Annotated in this window: 18 protein-coding genes; 13 read left to right on the top strand and 5 right to left on the bottom strand. The window is 47.7% G+C overall.

The features are described 5' to 3' along the window. Positions 1-143 precede the first annotated feature (143 nt). The 8 genes from MKX46_RS11520 (at position 144) to MKX46_RS11485 (ending at position 7960) form a co-directional block, all read left to right on the top strand. Positions 144-716, top strand: a complete 573-nt coding sequence (locus MKX46_RS11520; RefSeq protein WP_029519317.1) for a TetR/AcrR family transcriptional regulator — start codon at positions 144-146, stop codon at positions 714-716. A 48-nt stretch (positions 717-764) separates the two neighbouring features. Beyond that, positions 765-1955, top strand: a complete 1191-nt coding sequence (locus tag MKX46_RS11515) for an MFS transporter (RefSeq protein WP_029519316.1) — start codon at positions 765-767, stop codon at positions 1953-1955. A 131-nt stretch (positions 1956-2086) separates the two neighbouring features. Then, positions 2087-2581, top strand: a complete 495-nt coding sequence (locus MKX46_RS11510; RefSeq protein ID WP_029519310.1) for a hypothetical protein — start codon at positions 2087-2089, stop codon at positions 2579-2581. Positions 2582-2697: 116 nt separating this feature from the next. Next, entirely contained in the window at positions 2698-3381 is a 684-nt protein-coding gene (locus MKX46_RS11505) for a hypothetical protein (protein WP_029519308.1), read from the top strand. A 353-nt stretch (positions 3382-3734) separates the two neighbouring features. Continuing rightward, complete coding sequence (locus tag MKX46_RS11500; protein WP_341071252.1) at positions 3735-4787, top strand: sulfate ABC transporter substrate-binding protein; 1053 nt, start codon at positions 3735-3737, stop codon at positions 4785-4787. Between the two features lie 79 nt (positions 4788-4866). Beyond that, positions 4867-5700 (top strand): sulfate ABC transporter permease subunit CysT, encoded by an 834-nt coding sequence (gene cysT / locus MKX46_RS11495; RefSeq protein WP_103048302.1) that lies wholly within the window; start codon positions 4867-4869, stop codon positions 5698-5700. Between the two features lie 91 nt (positions 5701-5791). Then, positions 5792-6667 (top strand): sulfate ABC transporter permease subunit CysW, encoded by an 876-nt coding sequence (gene cysW / locus MKX46_RS11490; protein ID WP_069011947.1) that lies wholly within the window; start codon positions 5792-5794, stop codon positions 6665-6667. Positions 6668-6829: 162 nt separating this feature from the next. Then, positions 6830-7960 (top strand): aminotransferase class V-fold PLP-dependent enzyme, encoded by a 1131-nt coding sequence (locus MKX46_RS11485; protein ID WP_340956916.1) that lies wholly within the window; start codon positions 6830-6832, stop codon positions 7958-7960. Between the two features lie 85 nt (positions 7961-8045). Here MKX46_RS11485 and phnE (MKX46_RS11480) read toward each other — a convergent pair whose 3' ends face one another. The 4 genes from phnE (MKX46_RS11480) to MKX46_RS11465 all read right to left on the bottom strand — a co-directional run bounded on the left by phnE (MKX46_RS11480) (position 8046) and on the right by MKX46_RS11465 (position 11563). After that, positions 8046-8843, bottom strand: a complete 798-nt coding sequence (gene phnE / locus MKX46_RS11480; RefSeq protein ID WP_013312028.1) for a phosphonate ABC transporter, permease protein PhnE — start codon at positions 8841-8843, stop codon at positions 8046-8048. Beyond that, a complete protein-coding gene (phnE, locus tag MKX46_RS11475; protein WP_341071251.1) occupies positions 8840-9694 on the bottom strand; it encodes a phosphonate ABC transporter, permease protein PhnE in 855 nt (284 codons plus the stop codon). Before phnE (MKX46_RS11475) ends, phnE (MKX46_RS11480) begins: the two co-directional genes overlap by 4 nt. Continuing rightward, positions 9691-10461, bottom strand: coding sequence for a phosphonate ABC transporter ATP-binding protein (phnC, locus tag MKX46_RS11470; RefSeq protein WP_341071250.1), 771 nt, complete (start codon positions 10459-10461; stop codon positions 9691-9693). The genes phnE (MKX46_RS11475) and phnC overlap by 4 nt, the downstream gene beginning before the upstream one ends. 133 nt (positions 10462-10594) lie before the next feature. Continuing rightward, positions 10595-11563 carry a phosphate/phosphite/phosphonate ABC transporter substrate-binding protein gene (locus MKX46_RS11465; protein ID WP_069011952.1) on the bottom strand — a complete coding sequence of 323 codons (969 nt, stop codon included), beginning with the start codon at positions 11561-11563 and terminating at the stop codon, positions 10595-10597. Between the two features lie 216 nt (positions 11564-11779). On the opposite strand from MKX46_RS11465, the gene MKX46_RS11460 reads away from it, so the two are divergent. The 4 genes from MKX46_RS11460 to MKX46_RS11445 all read left to right on the top strand — a co-directional run bounded on the left by MKX46_RS11460 (position 11780) and on the right by MKX46_RS11445 (position 18285). Continuing rightward, a complete protein-coding gene (locus MKX46_RS11460; RefSeq protein WP_069011954.1) occupies positions 11780-13690 on the top strand; it encodes a bifunctional 2',3'-cyclic-nucleotide 2'-phosphodiesterase/3'-nucleotidase in 1911 nt (636 codons plus the stop codon). A gap of 246 nt (positions 13691-13936) precedes the next feature. Then, positions 13937-15343 carry a DNA-binding protein gene (locus MKX46_RS11455; protein ID WP_341071249.1) on the top strand — a complete coding sequence of 469 codons (1407 nt, stop codon included), beginning with the start codon at positions 13937-13939 and terminating at the stop codon, positions 15341-15343. Between the two features lie 197 nt (positions 15344-15540). Continuing rightward, a complete protein-coding gene (thiD, locus tag MKX46_RS11450) occupies positions 15541-16350 on the top strand; it encodes a bifunctional hydroxymethylpyrimidine kinase/phosphomethylpyrimidine kinase (RefSeq protein WP_341071248.1) in 810 nt (269 codons plus the stop codon). A 237-nt stretch (positions 16351-16587) separates the two neighbouring features. After that, on the top strand, positions 16588-18285 hold the full coding sequence (locus MKX46_RS11445; RefSeq protein ID WP_341071247.1) for a M3 family oligoendopeptidase: 1698 nt from the start codon (positions 16588-16590) through the stop codon (positions 18283-18285). A gap of 159 nt (positions 18286-18444) precedes the next feature. On the opposite strand, the gene MKX46_RS11440 is transcribed toward MKX46_RS11445, so the two are convergent. Further along, positions 18445-19419 (bottom strand): ring-cleaving dioxygenase, encoded by a 975-nt coding sequence (locus tag MKX46_RS11440; protein ID WP_029519287.1) that lies wholly within the window; start codon positions 19417-19419, stop codon positions 18445-18447. Between the two features lie 250 nt (positions 19420-19669). On the opposite strand from MKX46_RS11440, the gene MKX46_RS11435 reads away from it, so the two are divergent. After that, positions 19670-20200 (top strand): GNAT family N-acetyltransferase, encoded by a 531-nt coding sequence (locus tag MKX46_RS11435; RefSeq protein ID WP_029519285.1) that lies wholly within the window; start codon positions 19670-19672, stop codon positions 20198-20200. Positions 20201-20244 lie beyond the last annotated feature (44 nt).

The following is a 20244-nucleotide window of genomic DNA, read 5'->3' as shown; positions in this document are numbered from 1 at the left end:
TTAGGGTGCTTCCGGCTTTTCTGTTGTCCTCGTTCTCAGACAATTGAACGGCAGAATTTAAAAATGGGGTTGTCAATTTCAAGTGAGGGTAATATACTGAACCCATAAACTGACGACCGTTCGTAAGGTATTGGAGGAAAAGCATGACACTACAGAAAATTAAAACAGTTAGCTTGCAGCAATTTGCGAAAAAGGGATACGATGCGTCCTCTCTGCAACTGATAGCTGATGAGGTAGGGATTAAAAAGCAGTCCATTTATGCTCATTTTAAAAGCAAAGATGATTTGTTTTTAGACATATTTAAGGATGCGGTGGATCAAGAGATTTTGGAACTGGATCGTTATTTTCAAGATCAATCCGAACAATCACTTGAAGTTGTCCTGCGCGGACTAATCGTTGAATTTAAGGAACGCTATGAGAGTGCTATGAATTTGCGTCTGATTCTGTATATCGGCTTTCTGATTCCATCTGCACTGGAAAGCCAGGTTCAGGCTTTGGTCACACGCTACGTACAGCATAAAACCAGCTTGGTACACGGGCGACTGGCAACTGAAACATCGGTTAAACTTCGTGTTCCAGCTCAATCTGCCGCGACAGCCTATATGAATTTGATTGAAGGCATGCTGGTAGAACTGGTGTACAACGGCACCGACGGTTTTGATCTGCGTCTGGAAAGCTCTTGGGATATTTACTGGCATGGCTTGATTCGGGCCTGAACAACTGAGCAGTCGAAGTAAACATGATTGTATTGGGGGAAGAGAACAGTGTCTGTGAAAGAAAGCTTTTGGTCCAGAAACTTTATTTTTTTGATGATATCCAACGCTTTATTGTTCATGGCATTCGAAATGCTTATGCCTACGCTGCCGCTGTTTGTGGAAAGTCTTGGCGGCAGCCCATCCCAGATTGGATTGGTGACTGGCGTGTTTATGTGTTCTGCTATATTGATTCGTCCATTTTCAGGTACGCTGATCCAGCTCTTGGACAAGAAGTATGTTCTGATTATCGGAGTTGTGATTTGTATGCTGGCAACGGGAAGCTACATGCTTTCCAGTAGTTTGGTACTGCTGTTAGTATTTCGGCTGGTACATGGCTTTGGATTCGGCATTGCGAGCACGTTGTATGCTACCTCAGCCTCAGATGATTTGCCGCCTCATCGTATGGGGGAAGGAATGGGCTACTTTGGCGTAGGTGAAACCGTAGCGATTTCAGTGGGGCCACTGATTGGTATATGGATGCTTCACGCATCAGGTTTTAACGGACTGTTTTCCACGGGAGCTATAATTCTACTGTTGTCGCTCGTGATGAGCGTATTGGTTCGTCGCCGTGCTCCGAAACCTATGTCGGCGGATACAGTGCAGGGCAAAAAGAAGGTTCCTTTTAAATTATTTGAAAAAAGAGTGCTGCTGCAATCCTGTCTTGCGTTGCTGGTTGGCGTGGTGGCAGGTGGAGTGATGTCTTTCGTGGCTTTATTTGCCAAGGAGCAGGGCTTTACCAATGCAGCATGGTTCTTCTTTACTGTGGCTATGGCAAGCTTCCTCGTCCGACTGGTGTCAGGTAGAATTTTCGATACCAAAGGCCCAGCTTATATCCTGATTCCTGCAGGGATTGTGCTTATCGCCGCCATCGTTATGGTGGCCTCATCGCGGACCGAGTTACAATTTTTGATTGCTGCTGTGATGTATGGTTTGAGCTTTGGAGCCATTTTCCCAGCTTTGCAGGCTTGGGCAATCAGTGTGGTCGGAGAAGATGAGCGAGAGGACGCTGTAGGCTCCTTTTATAATTTCTTCGATTTGGGCATTGGAGGAGGCTCTTTGGTTCTGGGGATGGTTGCTGGATTAACCTCTTATAAAACAATGTATTTGTTCTCCACTTTGCTGATTGCGGCTTATCTAATTATATTTGTGACGTATATTGTATTGGATAAGAAAAAGTCCCATAACACGTTGAACGTATAAGCTATGATTACGGAATACGAAATATATGATGGAGCGCTTGCGTTTGGGTGCCTTTGATCAAGTTTGAAAAAAATGACAGCCGGACTCATAATAGATATGAGTTCGGCTTTTTTTACGAAGGAGGAAATCAAATGGTGGAGAAGTGGGTTTGGGTTGGGGTTGCCGGGGCAATCGTGGGTTATGTCACTCTTGCCAATATATCGACTACCATGCATAGTACATCATCGGTGAGTCAGGCGCACTCGGCTGCTCCGTTAAGTGCACAGAGTGAGAATGGGAGCGCAGCGAAGCGTATCGTACATGATCAAAGAATGCATTTTGAAGGACAAGGCGGAACGAACTTTAAATTTGAAGAGGGGCGCAAGCTGTACATCAGTATCAAGAATGTTGGAAAGCAGCCCATACAATACAAGCTCAACAGTTCGAATGGATCGGACTTGCAAGGTACAACGAGCGGATTTTCCAGTCGAACGTTGCAGCCAGGAGAACGCCATGATCTGCTGTTTGTAAAGCCAGAAGGGCAGGATGAAGCAGCAAATGACTCCTTAAAAGAGCTGATTTTGAAAGTAAGTACGGACGATGGATCGCAAGGAAGCGTTAAAACCTTCGCCTATATCACACTGTAAGCTCCTTCCAGAAAGGGCACGACATGCGGTCATTAGTCTACTTATGTTACAATAGAACGGTTGAAGACTTAATGAACAGAATAGGTCAGAGCAGAAAGCAGAAAGGATGACCCGTTGTGCCCATAAACCATGAATTCGGTAATCAAAAGATGTCACGGAGGCTGTCACTCACAGCTATTTTACTTACACTTACTTTTGTAGCACTTACTGGCTGTGGTCAGGATAAGAATGCTGAAACCATTGATACTGGAAGCAGTACAAGCGTGATCGAGAATGGAGCCGGTGGTAATCGTAGCGGTTCAGCCCAAAATGACAAAGCAGCGAAAGAGAGCGAGAGTGCAGAAAACAGCGATACTGATGCACAAAAGTTAGCTCCTTCGGCTCCAGCTGCTTCATCGGATACTTCTTCTTCTCCGGCAGCCTCCAATCCATCGCAAAATCCATTTGAGGTAGCAGGTATTCAAGATCCTAAAGCGTTTTTGAACACGTTCAAAGCGCTGCAGAAGGCAGTTGCCGACAATGACAAGGAGAAAGTGGCCGATTATATTTTGTACCCTCTGCGTGTTAATGATAGTGAAAAGTCGTTAACGATTCCGAATAAGAAAGATTTTATTGCCAAGTATGATCAGATTTTTACGGACGCGATTCGCGAGGCGCTTGTGAATCAAAAGACAGATGATTTGTTTGTTAATTATCAGGGAGTCATGGTGGGATCAGGTGAACTGTGGTTGAGAAGGGCTACGGACAATCCGAAGCTTTTTGGAGTCTTTTCGATTAATCTTGAAACGGTTGCCAACTAAGTCGTACCCCGTGTGTAAATGACCTCTAAACGGTCGGAAACATATACAATGTTTCTGACTGCCCCCCTTAAAGAAAGAAAAGTACAGATAATGCATACCAAAAAAAGGTTTGACATCACTCCTAAACTCTCGTATTATATCCGTATAACTCATTAAACAGGTAGGAATTAAAGAATTAAAGTTTGATCTCGCCATTTTGGCGGAGAACCTCTAGGAACAGCAGGCAGACACTGTCCACACGACAGGTTTGACCTAACAGGGCTGCATCAGGGAATTCTCCGCTCTTTTTTTAATTATGTCTGTAAATAACAGGCGTAAATGAATACAAATTACATAGAATTCGGGGTGTCTTGATGAAGAGGCAATGGAAAAGTGGACTTATTCTCGGACTATCTTTGGTTTTAACGATGATGCTAAGCGCTTGCGGGGCAAGCAAGGGAGGGACGGAGGCGGATGGTAGCTCTGCTGCCGTGGAGTTGCTCAATGTTTCTTATGATCCGACCCGTGAGCTGTATGAGGCATATAATAAAGCATTTGCCGCCCATTGGGAGAAGGAGAAAGGACAGAAGGTTACGATTAAGCAATCTCACGGAGGATCTGGCAAGCAAAGTCGTTCTGTGCAGGACGGGCTGGATGCGGACGTGGTCACTCTGGCTCTGGGCTATGATATTGATGCGCTACAGGAAAAAGGACTCGTTCAAGAGGGATGGCAAAGTAAATATGAGCATAACAGCGCCCCGTACACTTCAACCATCGTGTTATTGGTACGCAAAGGGAACCCGAAAGGGATTAAGGACTGGGACGATTTAATCCGTGGCGATGTGCAAGTCATTACACCGAATCCTAAAACTTCGGGTGGAGCACGTTGGAACTATCTTGCAGCCTGGGCTTATGCGCTCAAGAAGAACAATAATGATGAAGCCAAGGCCCAGCAGTTTGTACAGGAGCTGTATAAGCATGTGCCGGTATTGGATAGCGGAGCACGTGGAGCGACAACGACTTTCGTAGAGCGTGGAATTGGCGATGTGCTGATTGCATGGGAAAATGAAGCACTGCTCTCGGTGAAGGAGCTGGGTGCGGATAAATTCGATATCGTATATCCGTCGATCAGTATATTAGCTGAACCTCCGGTAGCAATAGTCGATAAGGTGGTAGATAAAAAAGGTACACGCGAGGTAGCGGACGCGTACCTGAAATATTTGTACAGTGAAGAAGGGCAGACCATTGCTGCTGAAAATTATTATCGCCCAACATTGAAGAGTGTGACGGCAAAGTTCAAGGATCAATTTCCTAAATTGGAGCTCGTAACCTTGAAGGATGTATTCGGGACATGGAAGGAGACGCAGCAGAAGCATTTCAGCGACAAAGGCATTTTTGACCAGATTTATGTACCCGGCAGTTCATAAAATAGGTGGACTGTGTAGACGATTGGATTGGTATCCGCGAGTGTCATAGTGAATGAATTCAGAGAGGGATGGACAGAACATGAGTCAAGTGCAAGCCACTCGAAAACGCGTACTTCCCGGGTTCGGGTTAACAATGGGTTATAGTGTGCTGTATCTCAGTCTGGTGGTGCTGGTGCCTTTATCGGCACTGCTTCTGAATTCAACTGGACTGACGTGGGAGAAATTTTGGGACGTGGCGACTGATGTCAGGGTGCTGGCTTCCTACAAGGTTAGCTTTTTGTGTGCCGCGGCTGCGGCGCTGATCGACCTGTTTCTCGGTTTATTGATAGCCTGGGTGCTGGTGCGTTATGAATTTCCGGGGAAACGAATTTTTGATGCGGTGATTGATCTGCCCTTTGCTTTGCCTACTGCGGTAGCGGGGGTTGCTCTAACTGCCCTATATGCGCAGAACGGCTGGATCGGTTCGTTGTTCGAACCGCTTGGATGGAGGATGGCGTACTCACAGACGGGGATTACGCTAGCATTGATGTTTATTGGCATTCCGTTTGTCGTACGGACAGTTCAGCCGGTGCTGGAGGAACTGGACAAGGACGAGGAGGAGGTCGCTGCTACGCTGGGAGCTGGCAGATGGCGTATCTTCTGCAGCGTTATTGTGCCGGAGCTGGTACCACCGCTGCTGACGGGTTTTGCGCTCGCCTTTGCCCGTGGCATTGGCGAGTACGGCTCTGTCGTCTTCATTTCTGGCAATATGCCGATGAAGACGGAAATTGCTCCACTGCTCATAATGTCCAAGCTGGAGCAAAATGACTATGCAGGAGCTACGGCGGTAGCATTGATGCTGTTGGTGATTTCATTCGTGCTGTTATTCGTGATTAACAGCATTCAGCGCTGGTCACGGCGCCGTGCAGTTTAACGTAACTGCCTAAACGCAACTGTTAATATAATTGTTTAACGTTAATATGCAGGGCTGCGCATAATACCCGCGTTCTAAGGAGGGATACACCATGTCACAAGCAATAACTGGGCAGGAGCTTGCTTCTGCACCAGTGCCTTCATCTGCACCGCCCAACAGGGTCACAACCGAAGCCCCTTGGGTGAAGTGGACGCTGATTGGTGCTGCTTTTTTAGCTTTGCTCTGGGTACTGGTATTGCCGCTAATCGTCGTGCTTACCGAAGCGCTCAAGCAAGGATGGGGCGTCTACGTCGAAGCGTTACGGGACCCAGATGCCATGTCTGCATTGCGGTTGACGCTGCTGGTGGCAGCGATAACGGTACCGCTGAATACGGTATTTGGTGTAGCTGCCGCTTGGCTGATCACGAAATTTCAATTTCGCGGCAAAGGCTTACTGGTCACCTTGATTGATTTACCCTTTGCCATCTCTCCTGTCGTTGGAGGGCTGATGTATGTATTAGTGTTTGGTGCACAGGGCTGGCTTGGACCGTGGCTGGACGAGCATGATATTAAAATTATATTTGCTTTGCCTGGTATTATTTTAGCGACGCTGTTCATCACCTTTCCATTTGTGGCGCGAGAACTCATTCCAATGATGGAAGATCAGGGACAGCAAGAGGAAGAAGCGGCGGTCACGCTGGGCGCGCGCGGTTGGCGCATTTTCTGGAAAGTGACGCTGCCGAACATCAAGTGGGGTCTGCTGTATGGCATCATTTTGTGTAATGCGCGAGCCATGGGTGAGTTTGGTGCAGTGTCCGTCGTCTCTGGACATATCCGGGGAGAGACGAACACACTGCCGCTGCATGTGGAAATTTTGTATAACGAATATCAGTTCTCGGCATCTTTTGCGGTGGCCTCGTTATTATTATTACTTGCTCTGGCAACCTTGGTGCTTAAAAGCTGGTTTGGACGCAAACGCGTGCATTAACTTATGATTTTGTATATGATCCCTTAGGGCCTCTCTTTGCGTCTATCGTCTGTTAACGGCGAGAAGATGGGAAGAGAGGCCCTTGTTCTAAGGTGGCTGATATGGATAATAAAATGATCATATCAAGGCACGTTGGTGTGCCCAGGAGGAGCGAAGGGAAAAATGAAACATCCGTTTCAGTCCTACCGTCAGCTGTTTCCAGTGCTGTCCTCACATATCCATGTAGGGAGCTGTTCCCAAGGGGCCGTATCGAGGCCGGTTTCCGCTGCCATTGAGGAATATCATCGAAGTTTGCTGCAACACGGTCATAACGGTGATCTGTCTATGGCACGTTTGGAGGAGGCTAGAGGGCATTTTGCCAAGCTCATCGGGGCGGAGACTGACGAAATTGCGGTCCTGTCCTCAGCCTCTGAGGCGATTGCCGGGGTGGCCACAGCCCTTCCTTATGTATCGGGAAAAGAAGGCATTGTGTATGCGGACACCGACTTCCCGACAGTGGGACACATCTGGCAGGCACAGGAGATGTTCCGTGATCACATCTGTTGTATCCCCTCCATCGAGGGAGAAGTGATAATAGAACAGTATGAGGAGCATGTTACGGAGAAAACTGCGCTCGTTATGGTGTCACAAGTGAACTATACCAACGGATTTCAGCAGGATTTAAAATCCATTGCAGATATAGCTCACCGAAATCAGGCGTTGCTGTTTGTGGATGCCTATCAGTCTGTAGGGATTATTCCAGTGGATGTAAAGGCAATGGGCGTAGATATTCTGGTCGCTGGAGCACGCAAATATATGCTTGGAATTCCGGGCGTGGCTTTTCTTTATGTAAGCAAGGATCGAATAGACCGCTTCAAGCCCCGTCTTACGGGCTGGCTTGGGCAGGAGCCCGCTTCCCGGTTTGATATTGCTCACCCGGTTCCGGCGGCGGGAGCCCGACGCTTTGAGACGGGATTGCCTTCTTTCATTAGCATTTTTGCCGCCAATGCGGCCTTAAAGCTGCTGCTGGAGATTGGAGTCACGAGTATTCAGGCCTATATGAGTGAGTTGTTGGATTTTTCCGTTGAACATGGACGGCGCAAAGGGTTACACATACGTGTACCTTACAGGGGAGGCACATTACCAAGCCTGCTCGCTGTTGAAGTAGCCGACGTGTCGGCTGTAGAGAGGCGATTGAGAAGCCAAAATATGATCGTTTCAGCACGAAAGGATGTTATCCGTGTGGCTCCGCATTTTTACAATACGGCTGAGGAAGTCCGACGGATCATAGATGAATTGGCAGAGAGATGTTGAACGGCAAAAGCCTCTTCCGAGTGAATGGGAGCATAACATGTCCCTTTTTACACAGGAGAGGCTTTTTTGGCGTTTAGAATTCTAATTATACGATTCGTTTGCGCAGCCAGCCGGAAATCAGATCCGTCAAAATGATCAGGACCACGATGCCGAGCAAGATAACGCCTACGCGGTTCCAGTTGCGCATTTGGAGTGCAAACAGTAGCGGAGTACCGATACCACCTGCACCGACCAGACCGAGCGTGGTAGCAGAACGGATGTTAATTTCAAAACGGTAAAGCGAATACGAAAGAAACTGTGGAATCACCTGCGGTAGCACGGCGAAGAAAATCACCTGCCAACGGTTGGCACCGCACGCGATCAAAGCTTCCTGGGGCCCGTGATCGACACTTTCAATCGTTTCCGAGAAAAGCTTCGCCAGCATGCCGATGGAATGAATGCCGAGGGCAAGCACACCCGCAAACGAGCCGGGGCCAACGGCTTTGATAAACAAGATGGCGACGATCATTTCGGGAAATACCCGGATGACACTAAGTACAAATTTCCCGCTACCCGATAAGGGACGCAGACGGGTCATATTGCTGGACGCCCAAAAGGCGAACGGAAGGCAGACAAATGCGGACACGAAGGTTCCGAGCACTGAAATGACCAGCGTATCCAGTAACCCGCGCAGTAAATCCTCTCCCTCAGGAATGTAGACGAACGACCAGTCGGGATGAAGGAAGCCGTCCAATATAGCGACAGAGACACTTTTGGCCGTTCCCTGTAATCCTTCAAACTGCATCCCGCGAAAAGCCCAAATATAAATGATGATTAGCAGAATAGCTATCGCCCATAGGCGCAGGCGGGAGCCAATAGGTCTGCGAAGCGTAGGATCATTCATAATAATTTCCTCCGTAGCAGGTTACTGCCGTAATCAATCGCAAGGACGATGACGAGGGTCAGTAGAATAATGATGCTTGCCCGATCATATCGGAACAGCCCCAGAGAACGGTCAAGCAACAGACCGATACCGCCAGCGCCAACCAGGCCCAGAACGGAAGCCGCGCGCACATTGACCTCAAAGGTATACAGCAAGTACGACACAAAATAAGGCAGAGCCTGCGGAACCACACCAAAGGCGATGACTTGGATGCGGCTCGCCCCAACAGCAGTCATGGCCTCCAGTGGTCCGGGATCAATGGCTTCAATCGCCTCAAAGGTCAGCTTGGCTATAATGCCAAAGGAGAAGAAGAGCAGGGCGAGCATCCCTGCAAACGGCCCGATGCCGAATACCGCCACAAAGATCGAGGCGAACAGCAAATCGGGAATCGTCCGTACTAGATTCAGGATCGTGCGCATCGGCAGCGAAATCAGCTTGTGCGGCATTACATTATAGGCACACAGCAACGCGACAGGGATCGCCAATATGGCTCCCAGTGTCGTGCCGACAATAGCGATCTGGATCGTTTCCAGCATCGGTTTCCAGATGGTAGGCAAGTAACTCCAATCAGGAGGAAACATTTCCTCCAGCAATTTGCCCATCTCCGGTAAGCCAACGATCAATTGGTAAGGCGTGGCATCCGTATGAATGGAGCAGGCTACCAGCACTACGATAAAGATCATCCAGGTGGCGTAACGCTTATAGCGTCCTGGCAAAGGTGGCCCTGCGGGCGGCTTACTTGGCTGCGGCGGTCCAGCATGCGGTGACGGTTGCGTCGAAGAGAGCGGCTGGGCAGTAGAGTCGGGCTTCATGATCCCACTCCCAGCAGCTCATCATGCTTGATGGCCCGGCCGTAGATCTCCGCAAAGGCCTCATCCGTAGCCTCCTTCGGTGTGCCGTCAAAGACCACTTCTCCGGCGCGCAATCCGATGATCCGCGTTGCATATTCGCGCGCGAGATCAATGAAATGCAGATTGACGATGGTCGTAATCTGCATTTCACGGTTGATCCGCTGGAGGTCATCCATCACCTGGCGGGTGGTCAGCGGATCCAGCGACGCGACAGGCTCGTCCGCCAGAATGATTTTAGCCTCTTGCGCCAGAGCGCGGGCGATGGATACGCGCTGCTGTTGGCCACCGGACAGTTCATCTGCCCGGCTGTAGGCTTTTTCGCGGATGTTCACGCGCTCCAGCGCTGTTAGTGCCAGTTCGATATCCTCCTTCGGGAAGAGGCCGAGAATGGTTCGCAGCGTCGAATGATAGCCGACACGGCCGGAAAGTACATTGCGGAGCACCGTCGAACGCTTAACCAGATTGAAACTTTGAAAGATCATGCCGATGTCACGGCGAATGCGCCGCAGCTCGCTGCTTCCAGCAGACGTGACGGACCTGCCACCCACGACAATATCGCCGGACGTAATGTCATGCAGTCGGTTAATGGAACGCAGCAGGGTAGACTTACCTGCACCGGATAAGCCGACGATGACGACCATTTCTCCCTCCTGAATCGTCAAATTAATATGGTTCAACCCTTTGGTGCCGTTCGGGTATGTTTTCGATACGTTACGGAATTCGATCATATGCTCCCAACTTTCTCCCCCGATGGGGTGGAATGAAAACAACACCGCCATGAATACATGGACGGTGCTGCCCTGTCATTCGTAAAGCCTGTTTCGTAGCTGTTACTTCATTACAGTACCTTGCTTGCTCCGGTTACTTAACCGCTTGGCCAACAGCTTCGGCGTATTCACGCACGGAGTCGAAGTTTTTATCGTCGCCCTTTTCATAACCTACATGGGTGTAAATCTCTTTAATGATTTCGCCGCCTGCTGGGTCTTTGGCAATGTCAATAAAGGCTTGGCTGATCTTGTCTCTCCACGCTTGATCCATATCAGAACGTACGCTGACGGTGTCATTTGGAATTTTAGCTGTGTAATGAATGACGCGAGTTTTTTCAAATACATCCGGGATTTCCTTCTTCACCGTGTTACGTGCATCCTGGAAAACAGCTACCGCATCAACCTGACCGTTCAACAACGCCAGAATAGCAGCATCGTGGCCTTTGATTGTCACACCCTGCACATCCGTGTCCGGGTCCACGCCAGCTTTTTTCAGCTCTGCTGCAGGGTACACGTAGCCTGCGGAGGAGGTTACATTTTGCCAGCCAACCTTCTTGCCTTTCAGATCAGCTAGACTTTGAATCGGAGAATCCTTTTTCACTACGATCATGGCTTTATAAAAGTTTACTTTTTCAGTCGTGTCCTTGCCTGTAGCATCTTCAATGCCGTAGCGTTGAGCTTGCAACAGCAAATCGGCTGCTTTACGGTTATCGTGTGCCAGTACATAAGCATTTGGCGGAAGGAATCCTACATCTACCTGTTTGGAAGACATGGCTTCCACGATTGTATTGTAGTCAGGAGATACCGTTACTTTCACCGGGATTCCAAGCTTGTCACCCAGTAGATTTTCGAGCGGTTTGGCTTTGGCTTCGAGCGTATCTGCATTTTGAGAAGGAACGAACTGTACCTTTAACTCCTTAGGAACATAGGCTGTGCTTTCGTTTTTAGAGCCATCTGTACCCGGAGTGGACACGCTGTTGTTATTGCTTGCATTGGAGCCACAAGCGGCCAGACCCGCTGCCAGTGTGAAGGTCATGCACAAGGTCAGTGCTTTTTTGAACAAAATAATTTCCCCCTAAACATAGTAATAACGAAATAAAATTAAAAACCTGTAAATGCTGTGACAAACCAAATCTTAACAGCTAGTCCCGCTGCTAGGGTAAAAACCACTCCTGACTTTGGTAAAAATGATGTAAAATTTATCATATTAACATTCTCTTAACAGTGCTCTGTTAGACTTGTTCAAGCTCTATGACCGAAGCTGAGGGAGAGAACAAGATTGGATATTTTGGATATTAACGAAAAGGCAGGCCATGAAAATGTAGGTCCTGTGAGGGTGAAGTTCCGCATTATGGTTACAACCGATCTGCATGTCAGCTTGTGGAATTATGACTATTATACAGATCAGGAAACGCTGCATTACGGTCTGGCGCAAACTGCCAGCCTGATTCAAACGGCCCGGGCAGAGGTGCCCAATCACCTGCTGCTGGATAACGGAGATGTGATTCAAGGGAATCCGATGGGGGATTATGCTGTACAACGTCTTCAACAAGACCCAAGCGCGGTGCATCCCGCCTATAAAGCCATGAATCTGCTTGGGTACGAGGTGGGCAATATCGGGAATCATGAATTTAACTATGGACTGGAATATTTGCAGACTTGCCTTCAAGGAGCGAAATTTCCTTATGTGAATGCCAACATTTATATAGCAGGAGAACAAGAACGAAATTATTTTACACCTTATCTATTGCTGGATAAGACGGTAGAGGATGAAGCAGGCAGTAAGCATCTATTGAAGGTGGGGGTCATCGGCTTTGTCCCTCCGCAAATTATGCAATGGGACAAGGCGTGGCTGGAGGGGAAAATCATTGTCAAAGATATGCTGGAAACGGCAAGACGGTTTATTCCGCAAATGAAGGCGGCGGGAGCCGATCTGATCATTGCCATGCCCCATGCTGGCTTCGAAGATATTCTCGAAACACCTTATATGGAGAATGCGGTGCTGCATCTGAGCAGGGTGGAAGGGATCGACGCCATTGTGTTTGGTCATGCCCATAAAGTATTCCCTGGACCTTCGTTTATGGGGAAAACAGGTGTTGATCTAGAGCGAGGTGCCATCCATGATATTCCAGCCGTGGAGCCGGGCTTTTGGGGGGATCATCTGGGTATCATTGATCTGGAGCTGACCTTTAGTGGAGGAAAGTGGCAGGTGGTTGCATCTGCTGCCGAGGTCCGAACGGTGTATGATCCGATACGCAAGGAGGCGCTAGTACAACCGGATACTGCCATTCAGCAGTCGGTAGCAGAAGAGCACGCCGGAACACTGGAGTATATTCGTGCACCTGTAGGTCAGACGACGGTGGCGGTGAACAGCTTTTTTGCTCAGGTGATGGATGATGCTTCGGTTCAGCTCGTGAATGATGCGCAAATGTGGTATGCGAAGCAGCAGATGCAAGGGAGCGAGTACGAAGGATTGCCCGTTCTGTCGGCAGCAGCTCCTTTTAAAACAGGCGGCAGATATGGCCCAACGTACTATACCGATATTCCGGCGGGGACGTTGGCGATCAAGCATATCGCCGATCTGTACAATTTTCCGAATACGCTGCATGTCGTTCGACTGACCGGAACGGAAATTCGGGAATGGCTGGAGTGGTCTGCTGGTCAATTCCGGCAAATTGATCCTTCAGCAGAACAAGAGCAAGAGCTGATTAATTCTGATTTTCCAAGCTTTAATTTCGATATCATCGACGGCATCAGGTATCAGATTGATGTAACACAGCCAGCCAGATATGATGCTGACGGGGGCCTAAAGGACCCAGATGCACACAGAATCATTCAGATGTCTTTTGATGGCGAACCGATGGATATGCAGCGAAATTATCTGGTTGTTACGAATAACTATCGCGCGTTTTCCTCTGCGCTGGTCAATCCGGGTGGAGAGCGAATTATACTTGCTTCACCGGATGAGAATCGTCATGTGCTGACCGAATACGTGCGGCATATGGAGACGTTGACGCCAAAAGCTGACGGCCATTGGTCCCTCGCCCCATGGTCAGGGCGTCCGCATGTGACGTTCCTGACCTCGCCGCAAGCAACGGATGCCGCTAATGCCTATTCGGAGTTGCTTTATGAAGGGTTAACGGTAGAAGGGTACGCTAAGTTTGCCGTCGATTTCGGACGTTCACGGTAGAACTGCTAACTAGTTTTTGTCCTATAAGTCCACAGCATCAAAATAATAGAAATAGACTGTCCCGCAGAGGACGGTCTTTTTTCATAAAACAGATTTAAAATCGTACAAAACTCGTGATTTTATATGTCCTGAGTCGTGTTTAAAGTTATTGACCTCTCGTATAAATAGACATATACTTTGATTAAACAAATTTTGGTTTAAAAGGTAATGAAAAAGTCACCATCATTCGTTTGAGGGGGTGTCCCTTTGGAAAAAAACACCACGATCCGCGCAGAAATAGAAAAGTATATTCAAAATGAAGGCATTTCAATGCAATGTTTTGCAGATGCTTCCAAGGTAAATCCGGGTACACTTAGCGGTATACTTAATCGGAACCCACCACGGCCGATCTCAGTCAATCAGCTTGATCTGATTACCGAGGCCATGGGATTGGAAGAAGGATCTTTGTTCGAGATGTATGTTGATGAATGTTTTATTCATTCCTTGCCGCACTGGAGGAGGTTGCGTCCGTTTCTCCTGCGTTGTTCAGAGTTGAACAAGCTGGAGTGTATACGCAGTGTACTTGCCTATTTGATGGACGATTTATCGAACGTTCCTGCCATTTTTGAGACCGCAGAAGCGATGTTTGAGGATGGCAGATATGAAGCTTCCATGCTTCTGTATGATTGTGTCATCGAAAGTGAGAAGTATACCCACTCTGAACGATTGGCGATCAGCTATTTCCGTATATTCCAGATTCAGATTAAGGATAGCCAACGGAACTTGAAGGCTGCTGTACAATTCCATTTGTACCGTAGTCGTCTACCGGAAATTTACGCATTGGAAGGCTTACATATGCTATCTCAAGTGTTTGCTTTAAAAATGCAATGGTCCGAGATGGAGATGTATGCGGACGAGCTAAGAGAGCTGGCGCAGGCATTGTATCGCAATCGGAACCGTTTCGGAGATGAGCACCTGGAGCTGCTTAAGCCGCTCGTTTATTACTATGCTCAGGGGCATCTACTCAAGGCCAGTTGCTATGAGTTTCAGGGTAGATATGAGGAATCCAAGCAATGGATTGAAGGTTATGCAGATTTGAGCTGGTTTGAGGGTTTAGACGAAGAAGGATGGAAAGTGGTCAACCTGCATCGTGTATATGCACAGGGCAACCGACTTTGTATTGAAATTAAAATGGGCAACACTTCTGCAATCTATGAATATATTACTTACCTGCGCGAGCATCCGGATGAGACATTGGAAGGCTTGAACACCTTGCTCGAATCGGCGAACCGGTTCGGTTATTTCGTGGATGCCGAACTGGGACTGTTTAGTCAGCAACTCAAGAACTTCTGGGAGCTTGCACCGGAACGATGGGATACTCATTATCGCAAGCACTTTAATGCATTTCGTTTTGCATCCTTTTGTAAGGTGTTTGCAGAATATTATTTCCGAAAAGGCGATTACCCCGAGGGAGTGGGACAAACACTGCACTGCTTGCAACTGTCCGTTGATAATAGCTATACCGAACATATCATTGGTTGTATGGCTTTATTTGAGCAGCATCGGAATTTTGCTACACCGGAACAGCAGCAATTGTATCAGAGCCTATGCCTGGGCGTACGTGCAAATGAAAAGAATCATGCCTATGATCACAGTACCGGCGGATATTTATAATTCTAAATTTCCTTCAAATTCTTCATATAACACGTTATTGCGAGGATATTCCCGTTTCAAAAGGGGATGTTCTCGTTTTTTAGCTGCTGCCGTCGCTTGTGACTTTTAGCATAGAGAGGACCGTTTTGCGCGTTGACAAGTTTCGCAAGCGGGATTAGGATAAATGCAGCACAGAAAGTGAAGGAGAGCATGAACAAATGACGATTCCCAAAACATTAACGATAGCCGGCTCCGACACAAGCGGTGGAGCGGGTATTCAGGCAGACCTGAAAACCTTTCAGGAGCTTGGCGTATATGGTATGACCGTATTGACAACCGTAGTAGCGATGGGGCCTAAAACCTGGGACCATCTTGTATATCCTGTTGCGTTGGATGTGGTAGAAGCGCAGCTGCGTACTGTATTGGAAGGTATCGGCTTTGATGCGATGAAAACCGGCATGCTAGGCTCGGTTGATATTATCGAGCTGGTAGCCAGCCATTTGAAAAAGCATGATTTGAAGCGGATCGTAATTGACCCGGTCATGGTCTGCAAAGGCACGGATGAAGTGCTTCAGCCGGAAAATACAGAGGCGATGCTGGAATTGTTGATCCCTGGCGCTGACCTGGTAACACCGAACTTGTTTGAGGCTTCGCAACTGGCGAAGAATGGACCGATCACGACACTGGAGCAGATGCAGGAAGCGGCTGCGATTATCCATGAGCGTGGAGCTAAGCATGTACTGATCAAGGACCGTGGCAAAATTCGTGCAGGTAAAGCGATGGATCTGCTATATGACGGAATCACTTTTGACTGGTTTGAAGCCGATGTTGTAAAAACAAACTTTACCCACGGTGCAGGCTGCACCACTTCGGCAGCGGTAACGGCTGGTTTGGCACAAGGGCTGACTGTACGTGAAGCAGTGGATCAGGCCAAGAGATTCATTACACAGGCCATTGAAGGTAGCTTCAAGCTGAATGAATTCGTCGGTCCAACCCTGCATGCGGCACATCGTTTGCAAAATCAATAAAGCATGAAGGTCTGCGACTTTGGGGAGGCTTATAAATCCCCACCAGGCTGTATATATATTTAGGTTGCTTTAGGCAGCGACATCTATGATATATAAGTTAGATTAGGCTCAAAAGCCGCAATACATAGTATTGCGGCTTTTGAGGTTGTATTTTTTTGGAATTGCAGCTTCCAGTTTGGCCTAATCGTACTGTATAATAGGCATCAGATTTAGTACATTTAAGGAGGAACCGAAGCAATGACATTATTCAGCCAAATGGCTTACAGCCGACCAGAGCAACCTGAAATTGAACAGCGGTTTAAAACGCTGTTGCAGCAGTTTCGTGAAGCGGACAGCGTAGAACGTCAAAATGAAGTGATTCATGCGATTAACAAGCTGCGCAGTAACGTGGAAACGCAATTGCAATTGGTGGAAGTTCGGCACTCCATTAATACGGAGGACGCCTTTTACAAAGCGGAGCAAGAGTACGCTGATGATTTCATGCCGGTTATTCAGGAGTATGTAACCGATTACTACCGGGCATTGGTGGATTCTCCATTCCGCAACGAGTTGGAGAGTCTATGGGGCAGCCAGCTTTTCAGTATTGCCGAGGTAGCCCTCAAGTCGTTCCATCCGGATATTATTGAGGATTTGCAGCAGGAGAATAAGCTGACTTCGGAATATGCTCAATTGATTGCTTCAGCGAAGATCCCGTTCGAGGGGGAAGAACGCACATTGTCACAGCTCCTGCCATTTGAAATGGCTACCAACCGGGAGACACGCAAACAGGCCTCCGAGGCTAAATATCAATTTATGAGTGAGCATGAGGACAAGCTGGATCGAATTTATGATGAATTGGTCAAGGTACGTACGCGCATGGCACACAAGCTGGGCTATGACAACTTCGTAGAATTGGGCTATGCCCGCTTAGGACGTACAGATTACAATGCCGAGATGGTAGCCAATTTCCGCGAGCAGGTGCTGAAGCACATCGTTCCTTTGGCAACCAAGCTGAAGGAGCGCCAGCGCGAACGGATTGGAGTAGATCAGCTTCGCTATTACGATGAAGGCTTCAACTTCCTGTCAGGCAATCCTACGCCTAAAGGTGACCCGGAGTGGATCCTTCGTAATGGAGCACGCATGTATGAGGAGCTTTCAGCGGAAACACATGAATTTTTCAGCTTTATGATCGAACGTGGATTAATGGATTTGATCAGCAAAAAGGGAAAACAAAGTGGAGGCTATTGTACATTTTTGAGCGAATATGGCACGCCGTTTATTTTCTCCAATTTCAATGGTACGTCCGGTGATATCGACGTATTGACGCATGAAGCAGGTCATGCCTTCCAGGTCTATGAAAGCCGACATTTTGAAATTCCCGAGTACCATTGGCCAACGATGGAGGCGGCTGAGATTCACTCTATGAGCATGGAGTTTTTTGCATGGCCCTGGATGAATCTGTTCTTCGAGGAAGATACGGACAAATATCACTTTGAACATCTATCTTCATCGTTGCTGTTCGTTCCTTACGGCGTAGCCGTGGATGAATTCCAACATGCCGTATACGAACATCCGGATTGGACCCCAGCCGAACGTAAAAGCGCATGGCGCTCCATTGAACGTAAGTATAAACCGCATCTGGATTATGAAGGCAACGAGTATCTGGAGCAGGGCGGATTCTGGCACAAACAGGGGCATATTTTCCAATCTCCGTTCTACTACATTGACTATACACTCGCGCAACTGTGCGCGTTCCAATTCTGGAAACGCATGAGTATCGACCGGACAGCAGCGTGGGAAGATTATTTGAAGCTGTGTCGTGCTGGGGGAAGTCGATCCTTTACCGGATTGGTTGAGCTGGCTGGACTCATCTCGCCATTCCAAGATGGTTGCATTGCCTCAGTAATCGGAGAAATCGAAGCATGGCTGAACAGTGTGGATGATAAAAAGCTGTAAGCATAACTAATAAGGGCACTTCGCTTACCAGTTAAAGCTGAAAAGCATGCAGATGACATGTTTTTTTAGGTGAAAGCAGGACGGTTGCACGAAAAAAAGCCGGGAACCTCTACATGATGTAGGAGTCCCGGCTTTGTGTGATTTTAGAGCAAATATACCTTATTCATGTTTGGTGTTGAGTGGTTTGAGATTAGCCTCAATCGAAGCACGGCGCGACTCCAAAAATGGAGGCAGTGATAGGGATTCGCCCAGAAACTCCAATTCCTCATCGGTGTCAAACCCTGGTCCATCGGTAGCCAATTCAAACAGAATGCCGTTCGGCTCACGGAAGTACAAGGAACGGAAATAAAAGCGATCTACAAAACCAGAGTTGGAAATTTGCAGCTGACCAATACGCTCTACCCATTGTTTGAGCTCTTCCTCGGTTTCAACACGGAAAGCTACATGATGCACACTGCCGCGTCCTGGTCGCTCTTGTGGCAGATCGTTGCGCTCTTCCAGATGCACCTCAGTTCCTGTACCGCCTTCACCCGTTTCATAGATGACCACATCCGGTTGTCCAGCAACAGGGGAAGGATAGGAGCCCTTTTTGCGGAAGCCCATAACCTGTTCAAGAATGAGAATAGTATTCTCCGCTTTGGGAATGGTCAGATGAACGGGCCCAAGTCCTACAATGCCGTATTCGGCAGGGACAGGGCTTTTCTCCCAAGGCGTGCCGCCACGCATTCCGTGATCATGCTCATCTGAAACGAGGAAGAAGCGTTGTCCTTCAAAATCCTCAAACGAAAGTGCCAGGCGTCCTGCTTGATCCGTAATTTCGCCATGTTTTACATCCAGCTGCTCGAAGCGGTTTTTCCAGTAATCCAGTGCCTTGTCATTTGGTACCCGTAGGGAGAGAGCTGAAATGCTGTTATTTCCTGTACGAGTTTGTCCCGCATGTGGAATTTCAAAGAAAGTGACTTCTGTACCCGCAGTTCCACGCTCATCTCCGTAAAAAAGGTGATACACACTAACATCATCTTGGTTCACCGTTTTCTTGATCAACCGAAGTCCCATTACCTGAGTATAAAAATCAACATTTTTAGCCGCTGCCGCTGTAATCGCCGAAACGTGATGCAATCCTAATAGTTTCATGTCATTATCCTCCTTGGTTTTTATATGATTAGGTTTTTCTAAACAAAATAAACAGTCGAAAAACTTTTCTTTATATTTATTATCTTGATATTAAGATATATTATTTTTGATTGTTTGTCAACTTAAATTATGACTTTGCTTGGAAGACGGACAAAACTAGAATTTCGAAATAATGCAAAAGCAGATACAATAAAGCCCAATAAGGCCCAATATAGATAGAACGAATTTTATTATAAAAGGAGTGTACTCAATGTATACGGATAAGGATTTAACGATTAGGCCTGTTACAGAAGAAGACCTGCCGGCTCTTTGGACGTTAACTTTTAAGGAAGAAGCACCGGAATGGAAGCAGTGGGACGCACCTTATTATGAACATAAGCCACTTTCTTTTGAGGAGTATTTAAAAGAGAAGGAAAAGCGAATCGGGCAAGATGACTTTTGGATCATTGAAGTGGAGGGTAAGGTCATTGGATCGGTTAGCTACTATTGGGAGCATCAGCCTTCCCAATGGCTTGAAATGGGGATAGGTATCTTTGATTCGCGGTATTGGAGCGGTGGGTACGGTACGAGGGTGCTTCGACTGTGGATCACGCATTTGTTTAATACATTACCTCTAGTAAGAGTGGGCTTTACAACCTGGTCAGGAAACCATCGGATGATGAAGGTTGGGGAGAAACTGGGCATGACCCTCGAAGCCAGGCTTCGCAAGTGCAGATATTATGATGGAGAGTATTATGATTCGATCCGAATGGGGCTTTTACGGGAAGAGTGGCGGGGATAGTTGTTCTGCAAATAAGAACCTTTCTAAGCATAAAAAGATGATCT

Origin of the sequence: Paenibacillus sp. FSL P4-0113, assembly GCF_038009305.1 — a bacterium.
Classification (GTDB): domain Bacteria; phylum Bacillota; class Bacilli; order Paenibacillales; family Paenibacillaceae; genus Paenibacillus; species Paenibacillus polymyxa_D.
Note: the sequence above shows the minus strand (reverse complement) of the source record. Positions and strands in the feature narration are given on the sequence as shown.